Raw genomic sequence first — 20,704 nt, 5'->3', positions numbered from 1 at the left:
ATAAAATTTTCTTATGTGAAAAACACCTAAAAGGAAGCACGGTCAGCATCCATCGTATTGGCAAGAAGGATGTAAAGGAAGAGGGAGAAAGGAAGTGTAACGATAAACAAAAGGCGAATGGCCATAGGATAAAGACCAAGATGATGAGCTATCCCTGCACAAACCCCATGCAGGGAATGGTTCGTCACAGATCTTTTCATTTTTCATCCCTCCTTTCACTTCGAAAAGTCTTTAAAGCTCCACCCTCAAAGGGAAGGGAGTCTCATAGTTTTAATCATAACAACAAACCTGAAGACGATTCCCATCCAAATCATAGAAATCAAAATAATAGTTTTCCACGTCTCTATGCTTGTCCCCGACCTTCACCTTCTTCTCTTTCAATTGGTCATACGTTCCATCCAAATCCGTCGTGAAGAAGATTGGATAGTTCTGACTCGATGACTCCACGTTTCCTGTCTCTTCAATAGTCAAGGGTACCGGATGACTGCCGATGGACAGCACCCGGTACCCATCCCCTTTAAAAGAAACGGTAAATCCAAGCTTTTCCTCATACCATGTACCGGCTTTTTCTACGTCCTTCACCGCCAGACACATCGTATCGATCTTTTCAATCATAGCGAACTTTCCCCCTGCTCATATATTTTCCTCGCATTCGCCTTTTTCTGCGCCTGCCACGTTCGAATCATATTGGGAACCCCGACGCTCAAACTGACTAATAAACTCCACATCACGTAACGCCACTCCCCTGTAAATAAAGCGACGACAATAAAAAAAGCGAGCTGTCCCACAAGGGCAAACCATGAAGCAATCCAGGCAAACGTCAGGTTTTCTTTCATCCCATCCCCACTCTCTTATGGTAAATGATTCCTTTTACTCATCGTATCACAAAAGTGGTCAGACAGAACAAAAAAGCCACTGAATCTTTTCAGTGACTTTACTGGTGTTTACCACCAATATGAATATGGATAATAATACGGCCACCACCTGCGGATTCCCCAAAACGGAAAGCCAAAAAGCCCGAACGGCCCAAAGAACGGGAAAAACAGACGGCTGTCTTCCTCGTTGATGCCCCTATTCTGCCCCTGCTGGCTGGTGGGCATGATCAAATTCATTTGATTTTGATCATAGCTGTGCAATAGTCCGGTGTGTGTCTGCCCATCAGCCATTTCAATCTGTACCATTTGATAAAGGTGTTGTCTGCAGAAATCATGGACATTTTGAGGCTGGCTGCCGCTTCCCTGCATCTGTGGATTCCCTGTATTGTTCACCCCATCACCCTCCTCCGACTCCTCACATTTTATGCAACGCGCCCAGGAAGGTGATTAAAAAACGTTTACATTCACCTTTTTATCCTTCATCAGTTAATAACCTATATGGCAGAATTGTGGAAGACTCAGTTTCGAGACTTTTCGGGGTTCGTTTGACGTGTTGAGCGTTAGGGGTGGCTGGGAAGCTACTCGCTTTCCTGTGGGGGAGTGGCAAGCTTCCTCGGACTTCGTCCTGCGGGATCTCGCCTATCTCCTTTCTCCCACGGGAGTCTCGCAGCTTCCCAACCACCCCATTCGTCGTATGCGGGTAACGAACCTCTACACCGGGGGAGACTGTCTTCCATTGTCCTGGTATTATATGCATAAAACGCCCTATAGCAAGCTTTACGCACCCTAAATAGCCACCATGAGAGTTAGTTTTTCTTCTATTTTCACTGGGATAAAAGCTGCTTATTCTGGATGTGGTTTCGATGCACTTATGTGGTAAAGGGGCGGAGGGAAACGGTGAGACTCCTATGGGACGTGTGGGACAGGTGAGACCCCGGAAGGCGTAGCCTGAGGAGGCTCACCGCCCGCCCCATGGAAAGCGAACTGTTTCCCGGAGCCCCTAAACTCCAACAAAAGTCTCGAAACTGAGTCTTCCAGAATAGGGAGCTTTATTTACACTAGTTATTTTATTAAAAGTTTCCCGACTTTTCCTATAGGAGGCTGGCTGTCTAGAATTTCACCCTCGATCCATATGCTATACTCTCGGCCTTTTTCAAGAGATTCTTTTTCAACAGTCACGATGATTTCTTGTACTTTCATCTGTCCTTCTTCATTCCTCACAAGGACTTGATTGGAGGATAGTATATCAACTACAGGACCTTGAATGTCTGGAGGACGATTATCATTGACTGCAGGACTTCCACACGAGGTTAACAGTATAACGAGTAACAACAGCGTCGATAACCGCATATGTCTCCCCCTACAGAAAAAGATTTCTCAAGTACAAAATACCATAAATGACTCCACCCAGAAGCCCAATAAATAACCCGACCATAATAAATCCATAGGTAAACCCTTTGATCATCGAGATGAAATCAAGGGCCATGTTTTTTAATGTGCGTAAAATAAAACTCATGTGACGACTCCTTCTCTACTGCCATTTCTTAAATGCTTTCCAAAGTTTCTTCCACTTCTGCTCCACAGGCTTTTCTGATTCCGAGCGTTGTTTCTGCCATTCATTGTAACTTGCTATTCCGATCAGAACGAGCCCGGCAATCAATAGATAAACCCACCAAGGGACATTGCCCCAGTACGGTCGTGTCTGGTAGATGATGTTGAAAATGAGGACACCCATCCCGACAAGGAAGTACGATTTGATCCGGAGCTGCATACCGGCGACCATCGAAGCGAGCGATAAGCCCCCGATAATCCAGGCATCCCAAATGGTGTGGCTCTGGATGGCATCAACGACAAGGTAGCCTGAGATCAAAAGCAATGCAGCGAACTGAACATAACTCATCATCTCTGCAGACGCAGACCAGATGTTTTTTCTTAAAAAAGCGAGGACAATCAGAACCGGTAAAGCTTGAACCTCTGCAATGATCAAGTCAGGGATGTATTCACTATACGATGCAGTGATCATCAAGTAAGCTCCATACAAACTGACTGCCGCACCTGTATAAAAGACGCTCTGAAGAAATTTTTCGGAACATTTCTTTCCGCCAAGATAAAACCACAAGCTGAGCAGCACAACAGGGAGAATGCGTATCCAGACACTTTCATCCCACAAGGTGTACAAATTCAAATAACCGATATACAAGAGTGCTGTCCACGTATAGGCATCAGCATCGATCCCAGGGCCAAACAGTCTTTTTTGCAAAAGCTTGCCTGATCCAAGAAGAACGAGGATACCTAAAACAAGGACAAGGATCATGTCCATATCGGTCCAAAACACCCGCAGCTTTTCCCATAACCCGAAGGTCAAGATCAATGGAACGAAGCGGACGAGCGACCATGACCTCTGATGAAGGAAGAAAAGGTTGAAGACAATGTAGCCGATCACCAGCAGCCATTCTCGTTCCGCCTCTAAAGGAACGTCACTGATCACGACGAACAGACCTAAAATGGAAAATGGAATGATGTACCACTCTATGCGCTTTTTCCACTCGGCAGAGACGAAGAACCAGAGAACTGCATACAAGAAACTGCTGGCCAAAAACGCATATTCATAAGGGACCTCACCCCATCCGAGTTCTTTCGGTAGTGCGGCAACAAAAAGGTACCCAGTCGTCAGAGCAGCATACAGCATCGTTTTTGTTCCCGATTCTCTTCCTGCTTTCAAAGCACTGAAGACGTACACCGCTAATGGAATCATCAAAACAGCGGGGTGAACATTTTCCCGCCCCAGCTGATTCAGAAGAATGAGAAGGACAAGGAACGGCTGAACGATATGTCCCAGCATATAGAAATGCGGCCGCATCCCTTTGGATTTCTTTTCTCCCCATTCTCCAATGGCGATCAAGACCACAGGAGCGAAGATCATATACATCAGTACGTTAGAAAATGAATCGATTCGCAATGGGTCGATCAATGATGTATAAAAAGCGAGTGACGCGACAGATACGAAACTCCAGTAGTACGTCTTTTTTGAATAGCGGACAAGCAGGTACACCATCCCGATGCCTGTGAGCAACAAGAGCGGCCGGACAAGAATCGGGTCCACTCCGTCATCTACGAGCAGAATCAGCATGGCAGCCACGTAGGTGCCCTCGGCGATATAAAACGTCGACATCGCAAAATCGTCTTCTTCCGGCTTTTTCCATACATAGTGGAGACCGAGTAGAAGGACGCCTGTCAAAGCGATATGGAATGAAATCGAATACCCTTCGCTGTAGGCAGGTACCCATTCGAGAAGCTTTTGATAAAAGATGGCGGAAGCAGCCACCAAGCCTGACGGAAGCACCCAGACCGCCGTACTCTTCATATCGGCATGGGCGGAACTCTTTTTCACAAAATAAGAAAGCACACTGACGATGAGCAGCATGATGGCACTATACCCATATTGCAGGTCATATAGGGCGTAATATAAACATCCCGTCAACACAAATAAAGACGTGTAAAGATTGCTATCCTTCAATACCTGCAGCCACTTGACTTTTGTCCAGATTCCTCCGTATAGAAAAAGGAGAGATGCAGCTGTGAACAAGAAGAAGAACCAGGGGCCCGATTGAATCAAATCCCATAGCTGGGCCATGGAAACAAAAAAGAACACAGGAGCTAAATACGTAAAAATCACATATTTTGTCACATTAGAAAGGACGAGATAATTGACCATAATGACAACATAGGCGGCAAGCAAGAGCCATGAGCTGCTTTGCTCCTGGATAGAAATGCTTTCATAAGTGATATAGATGAATGCTGAAAAAGAAACAATCCCGCTCGTCAATCGGAACACCTTTTCAATGAATGTATGGTTCCGGAACGCATACGCAAACCCGATGTAAAGCACGCCGACAAGCGCATATACGAGTGAATCGACGGCATACAACGGCGTATTCTCAACGAGTTGGTACACCGCATACACGAGCATCACAGAAAAAACAAACTGATATTCTTTCGTTTTGTAAACAAAAACCATCGCCATATAGACACTGGCTGTCAGCAGCAGGTTGAAACTGTAAAACACTTCATTTTCAAAGAAAAACAGCATCAACAAGGTGGAAATGACTAGATTCAACTGGGCGAATAATGGCACCTCTTTGATAAATAACTGGAGGTGATTCCTATTTTTAAACCGGATATAAGCGACAAGCAACCCGGCATTGTACAACATCAATCCAAGATAAAAAGCATCAAGGGATAACGGGAGCGCTCCAAGCATGAACCCTACAGAAAGCGATAGAAACAAAAGTGCAATCCATACATAAAGGCGCGAACGATGGACGAACGCATGCCTTACGTATAAAGGAAGCGGAATCGCCGTTCCCATCAAACCGAGCAGGTGCCTCCCTTCTCCATCAAGTGATAGATAGGGCCCGAAAAGCTCAAAGTAACCAATAGCAACAATGATAATCGGAATGAGCAGACTTCCGAGTGTCAAAAAGGCAAAAGCTGTCTGCTTGATTTTTAAGAATCGGCCGGTGCCATAGCTCAACGCAAAGAAAAACAGCGAAACAAAAGAAATAGAAACGACCTTCGTCGCCGCTCCCATCTGGTCCCACTGACTTGTCGCAACGATCAAGCCTGTGATGAGCAGGATGGAAACACCTAAGATAAGCGTCCATGTTATGTTCCTTTCACGGATTTGTTCTGGAGAGCGTTCTTTTTTCTTTTTGACAGGCTTCGGTTTTGGTGCTGGTTTCGGCTTATGAACTGGTTCTGATTGTGCTTTTTTCTGGTACACCTCTTGTTCTTTATCTAAAGATTCATAGTCTGCAAGATACGCCCCCTGCGCCTGCAGTAGTCGTTTGTACTCCTGATCTGTTATGTATCCATTTTCCTTCAGGTGATTCAACTGTTCACGGAAAACCCTCTGTTTCTCTTCCTTGGATAAAGCGGCCATTTCTTTTCCCTCCTCCATTGTTTCAATAGTGTAATTTTACACCTTATTTTATATTCATTCAACATTTTTCCATTCATGTCCCAGCAGGTACGTAAATTTCCCCATCGATGATGGATAACTTCATGAATAAACCTTATAACATATCCATTCTAAGGAGTCTGAACACATTTGTACAATTTTTCCAATTAAGTGACCGCACTCATCATACCACTCACCCTCTCCACTTTGCCACTTACCTGCCTTTTCATGACAGAAATCACACGCACGTCTATACTGACAATAGAAAGACAGACGGGAGGGAGGGAAAGGGGAAATGAAACTGATCGTGGATATTAATGACTTGCATGAAGAAACAAAGGTGACCGTCGAGTGTAAGGAAGTTGATTCATCCATTAGGAAAATTCTGGATGCTTTGGAGGAGGAAAAACATGATTTGGTGATTGGTTATAAAGAAGAACGGCAGCATCTTCTTAAACCTCGGGACATTGAGTATTTCTACACGGAAAAAGAAATCGTCTACGCCGCTCATAAAGAAGGAAAGTACAGATTGAGAGAAAAGCTTTATGAGCTGGTCGAAACTCTACCATCTGACCAGTTTATCCGTATCTCGAAATCTGCCATTGCCAACTTATATAAAATCAGTCATTTTGAGCCGTCGTTTCACGGTACGCTGGTCGTTCATTTTCAGACAGGAAGCAAAGAATATGCGTCGAGGCATTATGTTAAGGAAATCAAAAATATGTTAAAAATGAACAGGAGGAAAGAAAAGTGAAAACATTTTTATTCAGAAGCATGATCGGAATCTTCTTCGGCGCTTTTCTCGCCATTGTTATGACTTACGCCGTCATTTGGTTTGGGGATGTAGAAACACTTTCGAGTGAAGCCTTCGTTCGTAACTCGCTTGGCAGTATGTTTTGTGGCTGGTTTTTCTCCGTGACACCTTTGTATTTTGAAATCACAACGCTCAAACTATGGCAGCAAACCCTCTTACATTTCATCACGGTCTCCCTGCTTTATTTCATCATCAGCTTCGGCATCGGATGGATTCCTTTTCAAATGACCACGGCTTTGCTCTCTATTCTGTCGTTCTTGTTCATCTATTTCATCATATGGATCGGCTTCTACCTTTATTTCAAATCCGAATCCAGGAAGCTCAATGAAGAACTGAATCACCTATAATAAAAAAATCGACTCGAACCTTTCTTAGGTTCGAGTCGATTTTTTATGCCTTATCAGGAAGAGGATGCAATTAGATCCCCATCTTCCTCATAATGGTCAAGCACGGCATCGACATAGTATATATCGCCGTAACAAGCATCATACTGTTCGGCTTCTTCACGAATACAGCTGTATTTACCTGTATGTTTTAATTCTTCATATTTCTTCGATGAAAATTCGATGGCCAGGTCCTGCGTATATTCCCCACCATTGTTCATCACAAAATCAATGAACCCTGCACCAAAATTGTACGATTGAAGAGCTAGTTTCACATCCCCGTCGGACCGTTCCAACGTTTTTGCGAAATAAGCGACCCCCTGTTCTATGGATTGTTCAGGATTTCCAATACAGCCCACTTCCCCACAATGGGATTCAGACGCCTGCATCGGATCGTCCCCACGTCCACCAGACTCCTGCATCATCAAAGCCAACAATATATCCTTGTATTCACCGATGCCTTCCTGCTCGGCGTACGTTTCGATTTCATCTTCATACTGCAGCACCTGCTGAGGAAGATCAGGTTCATTTTCTTCGACCGTTGTCCAGCTGCTCATGATTCCGTCTCCAAGCTGACTTTTCATCGTAAAAAAAACGAGTCCAAGTAGAAAGATGGGGAGAAGGAAGGCTCCCCATGAGCGGTTTTTGTTTCTATGATTCTTTTTATTCACCCTTCTCCCCCCTCTCTTCGACGTGATTCTATCAATATCTTACCATGTTCCAAGTCAAATGGCTTTGAACTTGCATGAAATGGGCAGATTCAGGAAGAGGTTTCAAAACTACTTTTATAAAAGGAATAGATCCATAAAATCAATTCATAAATCAGGGCAATGGCTACGACCCAGCCCCAGAGATATAGAAACCATTGTTGGAAGTCGTAAAAGACGGATGTGTACACAGGACTCTCCAGCATAACCATCGTAAAAGCATAAAACATCCCAAACGTAAAATTCCTGGACCACTGACTCACATGGTATGTGCACACACCTTTATGCCATCCTAGTTTCTTCACACGAAGGTAAGCTCTTAGCAGCTCCATCCCTTCTACTACTAATAAAATTCCTAATACAAACCACCAGAGAGAAGTAACAAGAAAAGAGGAAAAGACTCCTGTCGAAACAGCAGCCAGGCCTGTAATCGAAAGTGCTCCATGTAAAATGCAATTGGTATTTGTCCAATCATCTGTGATTGCCCACGTTTTGTTTCTGTATCGAACGAACAAGAGAGCTGAACAATTTAAATAAAGCACAACCCCCATGGTGATCAAACTTGCGACCATGGTTGTAGGGATTCCAGGAAACAGGTTTGTCCACATAATAACGAGCGATTGGATGGACACCGTCGACAACAGAATGACTCCATGGATATGGTGAAATGTTGGACGAAGCCAAAGCTTTTTGAAGTTGAAGAGGCATAGGAAGAAAAAGAATAAACAAAGCAGTGTATTAAGCCCCGCTATTCCAATAACTAAAAACTGCAGACGTTCCAAATACTTGAAGATCACTTGGGATAACACAGATAAACCGGCCACCCACGAACCAATGACGAAGGAGTTGACAGGATTGGATAGGAATGGCTTCCAAAAACCTTTTTGCAGACTTTGCCTGATGAGCATAAGATAAATGATGAGAGTCAGCAGCAAATAGAGACCAGAAACTACAGCTCCATGGGTGAAAAATTGCCGCCATGCCCCATAAAGAAAGATACCGATGGCCATAACGATGGCACCGGCGGATGGATTGATGATTTTTTCCTCTTCGTATATCATATATTTCTACCTTTCCATCAAACGACATCTATCCATTGTAAGTCGATTGATCGAATATGGAAAGGAGAGCAACAAAAAACCGCCACGAAATGTGACGGCTATTTCTTTTCATCTAAATAAATAAATTCCGGTTCAGGATGGCTCAAAAATTCATGATGGGATATCGTCCAAGCATAAGCACCAGCATAGTCAAAAATCACAACATCCCCAGCTCTTAGTTCTTCCACATATTCACTTTTCACAAGGACATCATTAGGCGTACACAGTTCTCCGGCAATGGTCACTTCCGCATCCTTCATCCCTGGCCTTTCGTAAGGGGGGGCCCATTCTTCGACCGGGTGAATACGGAAAGGATGGCTCATTTTCCAGGCAGCAGGCAGTCTGAGGTGGTGCGACCCTCCTCGGATGAGGGCGAAATGATGATCATGGTTGACTTTCACATCTAACACCTCGGTCACGTACGAGCCGGAAGCGGCCGTCATGAACCTTCCAAGTTCAAGCACTAAACTCAGCCCGTCCATTTGGCCTTCCAGTTGATGAAGTCCGGAAGCGAACGTGTCCCACTCAAACCCATCGTCCGGATCCCAATAATTGATGCCAATACCTCCACCGATATCGACAGTTCGGATGTCCAATCCAAAATGGTTCCGCCAACTTTTTGCTTTTTCCAAGCACATAGCCACAAATTGCACATGTGCTTCAGCATTCAGATTGTTAGACATCGCGTGGAAGTGGAATCCGTGCACACTCACATGATTCATTTGAAGAGCTTTTTTTAAAATCTCCGGGATATCACGTTCATCAATACCGAATTGAGTCGGGACGCCGGACATCATATGATGACTTTCAGGCACATCACGACTCAAATTGACGCGGATCAATATTGGAGTAACGACATCTTTTTGTTTGGATAGCCATTCGATGCGGTTCAAATCATGGAAGCTTTCAACGTTGATGGCTTCCACTCCTGCATCGATCGCTTCCTCTATTTCGGCTTGCTTTTTTGCGGGAGCCCCAAACAGCACGTGGTTATCATGGGGAACTTTCTTCAATTCCCCACCAGAAGCGACTTCGAATCCATCGACCATCGTGGCGAGAGTTCCTAAAATCCGCGGATCAGGATTCGCTTTCACCGCATAAAAAAGCCGGCAAAAATCCGGGAGACTCCTTTTCAATGTATCCACATGCTTCCGTAACTGACCTAAATCATAAACATAAGCACAAATAGGCCCATCATGCTTTCGTTTTTTATTTTCAATATATTGTTCAATTCTCATGGCTACATCCTCACACTTTCTTCAAGCTAAAGGGTTCGGCACTTCCGTGTAAGCGTCCCCTTTACTATTGCTCAGCCTCATTTGGGTCAATGACTTATGCATGACGGTCGGCTGGAATAGGAACATTCGATCTTCTGCTACTTGGACGGCTAAATCATCCATCAGAGACAATCGATCCAACTCTTCCTTTACCACTCTTTTTACTTCCATCCAAAATGTTTCTTCCGGCAGTCCGGAATATTTGACGAGCTGACGGATGATCTCTCCCAAATGGTTTTGAAAAACGGTGTAATACAACTTGTTATGCACCTGAGAACGATCATTCGTCACACTGACCGAATCAGCGGCGAACTTCGGAGAAATCCCTTGATTCCGAAGACGTTCTGCATAAACCCTCGCTCCTCCCCAGTCCCGGAAAAAGAATCGGGTCAATCGTCCATTCTTGAACACAGGCAGGCTGTTCTGCAGATGCCCTTCCAATGCCACTCCATACTTGACCATCATCGTCATATAACCCGGGAGCACCTTTTGTATATAATGACAAAAAAACTCTTTGGCCGCTTCGGTCCGACTGAGATGATGTTTCGTCTCAAATTCCTTTACAAGCTCATGAAGGATCGTCAAACCACTGATCGGGGATTGCGCGTACAAGCTCATCCCAGCAACAGCCACTTCCCCTTCTTCCAGATGCGGATGAAGAGATTCACGGATTAACATCGTCAAATTACGGCTTTTCAACCGTTCCTCAGATCGGAAAGCGGCCCCGCCCCATTCATTTAAGGGGACAAAGGAATGCAAATGAGGCTCTCTATCTTTGATTTCCTGCATCATTTTTGAAAAAACGGTGGAATTCATCGCTGTCTGTGTGGAAATCGAACGGACGGTCGACGTCATCTGGCTGTTCACAGCAAGCTTCAACACAGGCGCTTCTTTCCTTTTAGGAGCCACCGTCCGGAACGAAGAAGTCGCCTCTGCACCCATAGGTCTTGAAGATAACAGAATCACTTCTTCATCTTCGATTTCCTTTTGATAAATCTCAGGGATCGCATGTTCGAACTGCCAGGGGTGCACAGGTAAAATCGTATACAGACCCTCCACGTATCCACAATCCTTTAACTCCTTTTTCCCTGTCTCAGCGGTTTCTGGAAAACTGGATTCGAACGTTGTTCCAGTGCTCAATACCAATGTCTTCTTAACGGCAGCCAAACGGATGGGAAACGTCTGATGAAATTCCGGGGAGTACCGGAATGTATCTTCATAGGTTAATCCGATTTTCGTCTTAGCCCCAGGATGAAGATGGTGCCCTTCAACGACAAGCTGTTCGAAAAATAAATGGGCGTCCTCCCCTTTTTCCAACACATAATCAATAGATGTTTCCACCTCAAGGTTCGCAGCTTCCGTGCGTACTGCCTGTTTCCATTCCTCATGAAAAGTTAGAGCGAGCGCAAGGTTTGCCGTTCCATTGTTCAATTCCTGTACAAATGTTTCCCGATTTGGGTAGTCTTCCTTTTGAAACAAAAGAAACACAAGCTCTGACCCAGAAGATACAGGACGGACGCCTCGCCCCTCAACCAGCAATGGCACATCCACTTCAACAAAGCGGAAAGCCGATCTGTTTAAAACTGGGAATAAGATTTTGTTTCCCTGCTTTTGTACCAGCAAATACGTTCGGTCTTTCTCAAGTGGCGAATCTCCATCTTCAAAAATAGTTCTACCTAAATATGAATTTTCACCATCCATAGGAACAGCACCGGAATAAAGATCATCAATATTTTCACGAATAATGGAATTGGCAAGCTTCAACAGGATGCCTTTTCTTGCTTCAGCCCGGCATTCAAAGAAGCGTGCAGTATAAGCAGGATAAGCGCTTTTCAAGAATTGATATGCGTGCTCTTCTTCTTTATGCAAACCAGAATTTCGCGAGTTCATACGTTCAGTTAAGGGCAAGATCATTTTGTTTCACCTCTTTTCTTTCAGCAAAAGGATGAGGGATTTCCACATAAAGAATTTCCGTATATTGATCAGATAACCGCATATTCACGAGGGCCTTCATCTTCGTCGGTTTCATGAGAATCTCCTCTTTATCTAACAGGGCTTCCGTTAGAATTTGTTTATCCTCTTTCATATGTTCATACGTTTCGTGGATCACCTGCTCAACTTTACTCCACATCACTTTCTCATTGACAGCTGTTCGTCTAGCGAGCGCGACGATAATCTCCCCTAAATGATTATGGAAAAGCGCATGGGAGAACACATCCAATAACTCAGACCGATCTTTTGTCAGTAGATTCGTACTTGGGTCGATCGGCTGTTGGTCAAAATACTGTTCTAAGCGTTCGTTCATGATCCGGATGCCTCCGTAATCACGGAGGACCGCCTTTTTCGGCTTCCCTTTTTCAAAAATAACGACACAATTCTGGAGATGGGCCTCCATGCTGATGCCATATTTCGTAATCAACGTAAGCACACCGGGCAGTACCGTCTTGGCATAGTCATAGATGAATGCTTCAGGTGAAGGATAGTCTGCCGCCACTTCTTCTACGACCAGCTTTCCTGAAAATGGCGAAGGCGCAAGCAAAGAAGCTGCTGGCAGCGCTACTTCATCCACTCCTAAGTCTCTCTCTGGATTTTCTCGTAAAATCGCCGCCGCATTTTTCTCCAGGAAATTCCGGTTCTCTTCGTGATGGGGTTCATAATGAATACCGACTTCCTCTCCCATGACGGAAAGTGAGCGTGATAGATCCTCATCACGACAGAAGATCGTTTGCAAGAGTCGGGATAATGTGGGACCGTTTTTAGTCGATGCCGCTGAAACGGTTCGAACCGCGCTCGTCATCTGTACATTGACAGCCGTTTTAATGTGATGCTTGGTCCGATCGTCCAGAGGTGCAAGCGACCGGAAAGAAATCAGTGCGGATGTCGGGATCGTGAATTCATTGACCGGAATTAGTAATTTTTCTTCCAAATCATCCTTATAATATTTTGTGATGGTGTGTTCCCATTGCCATGGATGGATCGGAATAATTTCATAGTCTTCCGCAACTACATCATGAGTTTCACAGACGTGTTGGAATGCTTCTTTAAGCTGCGGGTATTCCTGCAAAAGGATGGACTTCGTGCTTTCATCATTTTTTGAAGTCATATGATATCGATCTTTATGAACAAGCAGTGGCAGTACGTCTGGTTTCCCTTCCCATTCTGGAGCGTACCGGGCGACATCCTCAGGTGTCAGGCCCATTCTTGTTCGACTGCATGGGTGAATGGTATGCCCTTGAATGACCCACTGTTCAAAAAAAGTCAGCGGGCTCTTTTGAGAAGCTGCATAAGAAAACGCATCTTCTGCCAGGTTTCCGATTTGTCTTCTTCTATGCTCCGCTACTGTAAGTGCCAGGGCCAGGTTTGTCACACTGTTCAGGATTTCTTTATAAAAATCAGATCGATTATTTCCCGGGAAAAGCAGTTCTAAGCAAGTTTCGGACTTATCGACCAAGGATTGATTTTCTTCTTGATTATCCACAAACCTTATGTCTCCATCAATATCAATGTGTTGAAATATGTAAAGATTAGAAACAGGTACGTGAAGTTCTCCATCGTTTACTAGAAGAACCAATGTATTTCTACGGTCCCTCCATTCATAGGGAACGACACGCTCCCGAAAAATCGCTTGAATCAGTTGATGTAAAGTAAGAATATCTGCTTTTTTAACATTATCTAAAAATATTGATTCATAACCCGGTAATTTCTTTTGTATTAGATTCATGGCTTCCATCTTGTTCACCTCCGTGGAGGAATGATATTGTATTGTAGATCTGTCTATTCCCTAAAACAACGAATCATAATCGGACCTATTTGTGTTCATAACCTTAGCTTACTCCCAAGTCCATGTCCATTATGCTTCTTAAGTTGTTGTATGATTGGTTTTATTTTATAATTGAAAACAGTTATCAGCAAAAATAAAGCTTACAAACGGGAGACATCGATATGAAACGAGTATTCGAACAAATTCAGAACGATCATCGCATCTTTGTTGGTTCTGAGTACAAGGACCGTTCTCATTACAAAGTCGATGATCTCATTCAAAATAAAAAAGCGGTGAAAGAGTTACTGACGAAGCAAAAGGACCAGCTGGATGCCCCGAACTTGGCCATCACTGGTTTGCTGTTCGGAAAAATGTATTCCGTTCTCACCATGGGGTTGTTTGAGACGATGATCAGACATGGGGTCGTCATTGATGCAAGTCCTGAAAATATCTGCATTGAACTAAAAGAAAAAAATGCAATGAATTATATCGTAGACGAGGATGCCGTTCACAAAATCGCGGACTTGCCTGAAGAAGAAGTAAAAGAATCTATTTACACGTTCATTACTCAACATTTGCAACCATTGTTCCAAACCGTCGCACAAGTGTCCAAGTGTAAGACGACACACATGCGTTCCATCGTCTCTCACAACCTCCATCAACGAAAATGCGTCCTTGTGAAAGACCAGGCAGATGAATGGACAGAGACCGTCTTCCGCTGGTTCACCACCCATGAATTGTTCAAGGAAAACAAGCGAAACCCGCTGCATTTCAAATTCCGCTTTTACCAGGCGGACAACGGAAAAGAAACCTATGTCAGACGTCATTGCTGCATGAAGTACATGCTCCATGACGCAGACAAAGCCAAATGCTGCCCCACCTGCCCCCTCATCCCCGACGAAGAGCGCGACGACCGCATCAAATAAAGCCCGAGCTTATCAGAAAAGCTCAGGGCTTCTTTTTTCTGTGTAAATGGAATAAACTACTTATTCAAAAACTAGCCATTAGTAGATAACAAAAGATCCCCACAGGATTTCCTGTGGGGATTATGGTTCGTTAGTTCATCTCTTTATACTGCTGTTCTACCAATTGGACTAAGCGGTGATGATCATTTAGTTCGGAGATATCCTTAAAAGCAGCTGTAGGGCCATGGTCTAAGACTTTCCCCTGCAGCTCTTTCGCTTCAGAGTCTGCTTCATTTTTGTAACTTAATGCAGCTGCAATCACTTCTACTAAATAATGCGGGTCCTCTTCTACTCGTTCTAAATATTCGACAGCTGGACGTACAAGACGATCTTTCGGTCCAAGCTTACGGATCGGGCCACGTCCTACACGTGTAACTTCATCCGACAAGTCCGGGTTCAAGAAACGAGTGATGATCTTGTCCACATAGCCTTCATGCTGCGCCTTGTCAAATCCATACTTTTCTATGAGCACAGCACCTGTTTCCCTCAACGCGCCTTCCACTTTCTCCTTAACTATAGGGTCATCCATCGCTTCTTTGATTGTGGAATGTCCATAATAGCTTCCAAGATAGGCGGTGGCTGCGTGACCTGTATTGACCGTGAACAACTTTCGTTCAATATACGGAGTAAGATCCTCTACATAGGTGATTCCTTCCACTTCCGGCTGCACCCCTTTGATGGCAGGCGTTTCTACTACCCATTCATAATAAGGTTCAACTTTAACGGTCAAAGGATCTTCATTGTGCTGGTCGGGGACTATCCTGTCCACGGCTGCATTTGGAAATCCGATCAAGCCTTCCAATTGATCATGCAAGGACTCATCCATGTTTTCAAGCACATGCTGTTTCAACGCTTCGGATCCACCGATCATGTTTTCACAAGCGATGACATTCAAAGGTCCCACTTGTTCCTTTATGCGCTCTTCTAATCCTTCTGCAAGAAGCTTTGAAATGACAGAAAGGATGTTAGGTCCAACAGCGGTCGTCACAAGATCCGCATGAACGATCGCTTCCACCACCTCTTGTGGCTGTTTCATACTATTCAATCCACTAACATTCTTAACCTCAATTGTAGAATCGGCGCCAGCCAATTCCACATAGTACTGATTGCGTTCATTCAATAGATCAATCAGCGCTTCATTCACATCAACAAAAACTGTCTCATAGCCGGACTGATCGAGAAGCGCGCCAATAAAACCTCGCCCTATATTTCCTGCTCCGAAATGAACAGCTTTCATCTTATTCCACCTCACTGAACGTTTGAAGAACTTCTTCCTTCGTTTCCGCTGCAATCAACTTTTCAACATTTTCTTCTTCAGAACAAACGATAGCGATTTGAGAAAGGATTTCCAAATGCTCATCCCCTTTACCAGCAATCCCGATCAGAAGCTTGACGATATTGCCACCTCCGAAATCGACGCCTTCCGGTACAGTGACAACAGAAATTCCTGTTTCGTTAACGGACTTTTTCGCATCCTCTGTCCCGTGAGGAATGGCTACGAAGTTCCCCATGAATGTAGAAGTGATTTCTTCACGCTTCAGCATTTCTTCAATGTATGCTCCATCCACATACCCTTGTTCGTTCAAAATACCACCAACATAGCGGATCGCTTCTTCTTTCGTTGCTAGACTTCTGTTCAGTTCGATGTTTTCCTTTTTCAAAATGTTTGTAGACATTATAAAAACTCCCTTATCTTTTAGATTTTAAAAATGTATAAAGTTGGTTTGCTAAATAATGAAGGATGTTCTCTTCATTTTCAGATTCTAAGATCGACGTGCACTCTTCATCTTCTATAATGAGAGAACTAATGAAGCTCAACGTTTCCAGCCCTTCTTGACTCGGCGCTTCAGGTGCGAGCATGAGCAGCATCGTTTTGATGATCATCTCCTCGCCATCCATGCCTTCAACCTTCAAGGGTTCATCCAAAATATGAACAGAAAAGGAAGGTTGGTCGATGGAAGAGCTTCTCGCATGATAAAGCGCAAGGCTTGTCTCCGGAATTCCTAGTCCTCCGATTTTTTCCCGTTCCAGCAAATGGTCAACAATGTCGTCCACTTCAGAAACAGCCCCGACCTCTTTCAAATGGTGAACCGCCTGACCCAGCGCACCATCCACTTGAGTAGCTTCTATATTCGTCACATGCAGGTGGTTGAGAACCTTACTAATGTTACGGGCATAGCGTTCATAAGCCCCTACCTTCTCTTGAATGGCTTGGAACGACTTTTCATCTTCATCCTTCGGTTCCATAACCGGCTTCTTCATCTGCTTCGTCACACGTACCCTTCTGATCGCATGCTCGATTTTGTGAATATCCTTTTGAGGTAACACAGGACTCACTTGGACGTACGCCTCTACATCAACAAGACGGATGGTTGATACGATCAAATCGTATTGCGAAATATCCATTCCCTTAAGATCAAACAGAGAATGATGTTCAATCTGTTCAATGTCGTTGAACTTCTTCTGCAGTTTGGCAGCCAGAATTTTAGCCGTGCCGATTCCACTGGAACAGACGACAAGGACATTGATTCCAGCCACACCTTCCATGTTCAGAAGCGCAGATGCAAAATGCATCACGATAAAAGCGGTTTCTTCACGGGGAAAATGCAATCCTGGAAATACTTCCTGAAGCGACTTTTCCACTTCTTCGAACAAAACAGGATAATCTTCTTCCATTTGATCAGTAAATGAGTTTTCGATATCCATGTTATGCTGTAAACGGTAAACACTAGGTTTCAAGTGAACGACAAGATCATTCAATAAACGATCATACTCGTTGAAGTCCATCCCTACACGCCGGGAGACTTTAGCGATCAGCTGTTTCGCTTTAAACGCGATGCTCATACTTGATTCTTCGAGCAAAGAATCACGATTGTACCTCGCCTTCGCCCCCATTAAATGCATCGTAATATGCCCTGTTTCAGCTTCTGGTATAGAAAGTTGAAACGTACCTGCTAATTGTTCGATCAAATCTTCTGCAAAAGAATACTCTTTCGTAGCACGGAGCTTTTCCAACTGTGTTTCATCGATATGAATCTTTTCCCCTTGCTGCATGCGTTCAATCGCTAAAGCAAGGTGCACGACCAACGCAATGTAAGCACTATCCGCCAGAGGGTACGATAAATCCTTCCGCAACTCATCGACGTGATGTTCAATAAGCGCAAGAGTTTCTTTATTAACGATATCCAGCAGCTGTCCGGATAAAGAATCTTCAACCACTTGATTCCCTTCCTGGATGTTCTGCCTCACCATTGTGAAAAAATCGAGCTCATTCATATGGGTCATAATTAATTGACTAATGGCTTCTCGTATGCCCGATTCTTCTCCGACTACTTCAACGCCATAGCCCCTTTTTCTAACAAGTTTCAACTGAAAGTCCTTGAGGTGATCTTCAATTTTATCGAGGTCATGACTGATCGTTGCTACCGTAACCCCAAGATCATTCGCAATCGCCACCAGCTTGACAGGTTCACGAGTTTCCAAAAGCTTAGATAAAATCAAAACGTGCCGTTCTTCCGGCGTATAGTCCACCGAGGCCTGCTGACTTAACTCCATCTTGAGCGTTTTCTTCTGATCTACGAGCCCTTTTACCAAAAGGACGCCCCCGGATTCTTTCTCAAGCAACAATCCCCTTTCGGCCAGGATATCTTCAATCCCTTTCAAATCCCGATGCACCGTTCTTGTACTGATATATAGCTCTTTGGCCAATTGTTTCACCGTCACTTGATCATCCTGACCAAGCAGGCGATCTAAGATCTTCCTTTCACGACCTGTCACATACATTCATGACCCACCTCCTTCAAGGACAAGATTTAATAACTATTGTTTCTATATTTCCATGATAGGTTTCATCGTAAGGGTTTTCAATGATTAGAAAAGTCATCTTCGTCACACTAGGCGCGACAAAATTTAATAAGCTATGCTTCATTAAATTTTGTAAGTGATCAACGTCTTAGGAGCATATATCAGTGGGTTTTGAACATTAATCAATGACTTTTAGACTTTTATCAGTGTCTTTCGATCATTTATCGGCGTCTTTAAACTTTTATCAGTATCTTCCTGGACACCTATTAGCGGTTTCAGTATTTTTATTAGCAGCTTTTGAACGGATATTAGCGACTTGAAGGTTTTTATTAGCACCTTTTGAACATTTATTAGCGACTTTTAAGCTTTTATTATCATTTTCGGAATGTTTCCCAACCCTCTACATTTTCCTTGCTCTTTTAATTGCACCGCAGAAAAGGTCTCATCTGCTCAAGCTCCCACAACTAACTGCAAAAGTCTCGAAACTGAGTCTAGAGGGGCCATATTCAGATAAACAAAGGCCTGATCGGAGTGATCAGGCCTCTAAGGGACTTATTCAGATTTAAGTTCGTTTACGAGTTCATCATACTTCGGACTGTTCAAGAAATTTTCGACAGAGATGTGGTGAGCATTTGGTACTCTCTGAACCGCGCGTTCCGTCAAGTCTTTGTGAGTTATGACGATATCTACATCACTTGGCAGATCATTGATCGCCATGTTTGTGACATCAATTTGGATCCCTGCTTTTTTGAACTTGTTCTTCAATAGAGAAGCTCCCATCGCACTGGATCCCATTCCCGCATCACAAGCAAAGATGATTTTATCGACATTACTCCGGTCTACGGAAGGAACGACGTCAGTGTTTCTATCTGAAACCTCTTCATTCGCCTCTTCTTTTTGCTCTTCTTGCTGAGAATTCAACTGTCCAGAAACAGAGCTCTTCTTCCCTTTCATTTCTTCCATTTTAGCTGTAGCTTCATTCAAATCTTCTTCTTCCTCGTTCTTACTGAATTTAAGAATCAAGGAAGCGACAATGAATGATGCCAGTGTCGCAAGAAGAACACCTGCAATCACACCGAGGTGATCACCTCTTGCTGTGAGTGGCATAAGCGCGACAATACTTCCTGGAGAAGGAGTGGCTGTCAAACCGACACCGAAAGCTACGAACGTTGTCGTTCCGGTTACACCACCGGCAATAGCTGCCAAAATCAAGGAAGGCTTAGATAAGATGTAAGGGAAATATATTTCGTGAATACCACCAAAGAAGTGAATGATGGCAGCTCCTGGTGCCGTCTGGCGGGAAATTCCTTTTCCAAAGATACTGAATGCCAGAAGAATTCCTAAACCAGGACCCGGGTTTGTTTCAAGTAAGAATAAAATCGATTTTCCTAATTCCTGTGTCTGATCCACAGCAATCGGACTTAGAATTCCGTGGTTGATCGCATTGTTTAAGAATAAAATTTTCGCTGGTTCTATGAAAATGTTAACAAGCGGCAATAATCCCGCATTCACTAACGCTTCAACAGCAGAACCTAAAATGTTCGTCAGTCCTGACATAATCGGGCCGATAACATAATACCCGATCATCGCAAGGATCGCTCCAACAATTCCAGCAGAGAAGTTGTTGATAAGCATCTCAAATCCAGACTTGATCTTGCCTTCAAAAAGTTTATCCACCCATTTGATCGCTAGACCGCCTAGGGGACCAATCAGCATCGCACCAAGGAACATCGGGATGTCCGCTCCGACGATGACACCCATCGTAGCTGTCGCACCTACGACACCTCCGCGAAGTCCGTGGACCAATCGTCCACCTGTAAAACCAATCAGTAATGGCAGCAGGTAGGTGATCATCGGACCGACCATTTCTGCTAAATCTTCATTAGGAATGTATCCATCTGGAATAAATAAAGCCGTTATAATACCCCATGCAATGAAAGCCCCAATGTTCGGCATAATCATTCCGCTCAAAAAGCTTCCGAACCGCTGAACACGAGCTCTTGCACCTGTTTGTTTTTTCTCACTCATGAGATTTCCTCCTCGTCTCGTTTGTTCTCTT

19 protein-coding genes are annotated in these 20,704 nt (G+C 44.1%); 3 read left to right on the top strand and 16 right to left on the bottom strand.

The window, feature by feature from the left end; translation table 11 throughout:
* Positions 1-26: 26 nt before the first annotated feature.
* The 7 genes from DYE48_RS00510 to DYE48_RS00485 form a co-directional block, all read right to left on the bottom strand.
* Positions 27-200, bottom strand: a complete 174-nt coding sequence (locus DYE48_RS00510) for a PspC domain-containing protein (protein ID WP_115821912.1) — start codon at positions 198-200, stop codon at positions 27-29.
* Between the two features lie 70 nt (positions 201-270).
* On the bottom strand, positions 271-615 hold the full coding sequence (locus DYE48_RS00505; protein ID WP_115821911.1) for a VOC family protein: 345 nt from the start codon (positions 613-615) through the stop codon (positions 271-273).
* Positions 612-836, bottom strand: coding sequence for a hypothetical protein (locus tag DYE48_RS00500; RefSeq protein WP_115821910.1), 225 nt, complete (start codon positions 834-836; stop codon positions 612-614). The genes DYE48_RS00505 and DYE48_RS00500 overlap by 4 nt, the downstream gene beginning before the upstream one ends.
* A 108-nt stretch (positions 837-944) precedes the next feature.
* The gene (locus DYE48_RS00495) at positions 945-1,268 is read right to left on the bottom strand and encodes an LSm family protein (protein WP_115821909.1); all 324 of its coding nucleotides are present in this window, start codon (positions 1,266-1,268) and stop codon (positions 945-947) included.
* Positions 1,269-1,937: 669 nt separating this feature from the next.
* Entirely contained in the window at positions 1,938-2,225 is a 288-nt protein-coding gene (locus tag DYE48_RS00490; RefSeq protein WP_115821908.1) for a hypothetical protein, read from the bottom strand.
* A gap of 10 nt (positions 2,226-2,235) precedes the next feature.
* Positions 2,236-2,391, bottom strand: a complete 156-nt coding sequence (locus DYE48_RS21020; RefSeq protein ID WP_167449402.1) for a hypothetical protein — start codon at positions 2,389-2,391, stop codon at positions 2,236-2,238.
* Between the two features lie 15 nt (positions 2,392-2,406).
* Positions 2,407-5,817: a hypothetical protein gene (locus DYE48_RS00485; RefSeq protein WP_115821907.1), complete on the bottom strand. Its 3,411-nt coding sequence runs from the start codon at positions 5,815-5,817 to the stop codon at positions 2,407-2,409.
* A gap of 313 nt (positions 5,818-6,130) precedes the next feature.
* Between DYE48_RS00485 and DYE48_RS00480 the strand changes: the two genes are divergently transcribed.
* The gene (locus tag DYE48_RS00480; RefSeq protein ID WP_115821906.1) at positions 6,131-6,589 is read left to right on the top strand and encodes a LytTR family DNA-binding domain-containing protein; all 459 of its coding nucleotides are present in this window, start codon (positions 6,131-6,133) and stop codon (positions 6,587-6,589) included.
* Positions 6,586-6,996 carry a DUF3021 domain-containing protein gene (locus DYE48_RS00475; RefSeq protein WP_115821905.1) on the top strand — a complete coding sequence of 137 codons (411 nt, stop codon included), beginning with the start codon at positions 6,586-6,588 and terminating at the stop codon, positions 6,994-6,996. Before DYE48_RS00480 ends, DYE48_RS00475 begins: the two co-directional genes overlap by 4 nt.
* A 53-nt stretch (positions 6,997-7,049) precedes the next feature.
* Here DYE48_RS00475 and DYE48_RS00470 read toward each other — a convergent pair whose 3' ends face one another.
* From DYE48_RS00470 to DYE48_RS00450, 5 genes are all read right to left on the bottom strand, one after another.
* Positions 7,050-7,703: a lysozyme family protein gene (locus DYE48_RS00470; RefSeq protein ID WP_244199333.1), complete on the bottom strand. Its 654-nt coding sequence runs from the start codon at positions 7,701-7,703 to the stop codon at positions 7,050-7,052.
* Between the two features lie 89 nt (positions 7,704-7,792).
* Positions 7,793-8,800, bottom strand: a complete 1,008-nt coding sequence (locus tag DYE48_RS00465) for a TDT family transporter (RefSeq protein ID WP_115821904.1) — start codon at positions 8,798-8,800, stop codon at positions 7,793-7,795.
* A gap of 98 nt (positions 8,801-8,898) precedes the next feature.
* The gene (locus tag DYE48_RS00460) at positions 8,899-10,077 is read right to left on the bottom strand and encodes a type III PLP-dependent enzyme (protein WP_115821903.1); all 1,179 of its coding nucleotides are present in this window, start codon (positions 10,075-10,077) and stop codon (positions 8,899-8,901) included.
* Between the two features lie 21 nt (positions 10,078-10,098).
* Positions 10,099-12,030 carry an IucA/IucC family protein gene (locus DYE48_RS00455; RefSeq protein ID WP_115821902.1) on the bottom strand — a complete coding sequence of 644 codons (1,932 nt, stop codon included), beginning with the start codon at positions 12,028-12,030 and terminating at the stop codon, positions 10,099-10,101.
* The gene (locus DYE48_RS00450; RefSeq protein ID WP_115821901.1) at positions 12,011-13,846 is read right to left on the bottom strand and encodes an IucA/IucC family protein; all 1,836 of its coding nucleotides are present in this window, start codon (positions 13,844-13,846) and stop codon (positions 12,011-12,013) included. The genes DYE48_RS00455 and DYE48_RS00450 overlap by 20 nt, the downstream gene beginning before the upstream one ends.
* 212 nt (positions 13,847-14,058) lie before the next feature.
* Between DYE48_RS00450 and DYE48_RS00445 the strand changes: the two genes are divergently transcribed.
* Positions 14,059-14,802, top strand: coding sequence for an IucA/IucC family C-terminal-domain containing protein (locus DYE48_RS00445; protein WP_115821900.1), 744 nt, complete (start codon positions 14,059-14,061; stop codon positions 14,800-14,802).
* A 130-nt stretch (positions 14,803-14,932) separates the two neighbouring features.
* Here DYE48_RS00445 and DYE48_RS00440 read toward each other — a convergent pair whose 3' ends face one another.
* From DYE48_RS00440 to DYE48_RS00425, 4 genes are all read right to left on the bottom strand, one after another.
* Positions 14,933-16,078 carry a mannitol-1-phosphate 5-dehydrogenase gene (locus tag DYE48_RS00440; RefSeq protein ID WP_115821899.1) on the bottom strand — a complete coding sequence of 382 codons (1,146 nt, stop codon included), beginning with the start codon at positions 16,076-16,078 and terminating at the stop codon, positions 14,933-14,935.
* Position 16,079: 1 nt separating this feature from the next.
* The gene (locus DYE48_RS00435; protein WP_115821898.1) at positions 16,080-16,517 is read right to left on the bottom strand and encodes a PTS mannitol transporter subunit IIA; all 438 of its coding nucleotides are present in this window, start codon (positions 16,515-16,517) and stop codon (positions 16,080-16,082) included.
* A 13-nt stretch (positions 16,518-16,530) separates the two neighbouring features.
* Positions 16,531-18,624: a BglG family transcription antiterminator gene (locus tag DYE48_RS00430; RefSeq protein ID WP_115821897.1), complete on the bottom strand. Its 2,094-nt coding sequence runs from the start codon at positions 18,622-18,624 to the stop codon at positions 16,531-16,533.
* A gap of 573 nt (positions 18,625-19,197) precedes the next feature.
* Positions 19,198-20,673, bottom strand: a complete 1,476-nt coding sequence (locus tag DYE48_RS00425) for a PTS mannitol transporter subunit IIBC (RefSeq protein WP_115821896.1) — start codon at positions 20,671-20,673, stop codon at positions 19,198-19,200.
* Positions 20,674-20,704 lie beyond the last annotated feature (31 nt).

It is taken from the genome of Halobacillus trueperi, from assembly GCF_003386945.1.
GTDB classification, from domain to species: Bacteria; Bacillota; Bacilli; order Bacillales; family Halobacillaceae; genus Halobacillus; species Halobacillus aidingensis.
This window is presented reverse-complemented; position numbering and strand designations above follow the sequence as displayed.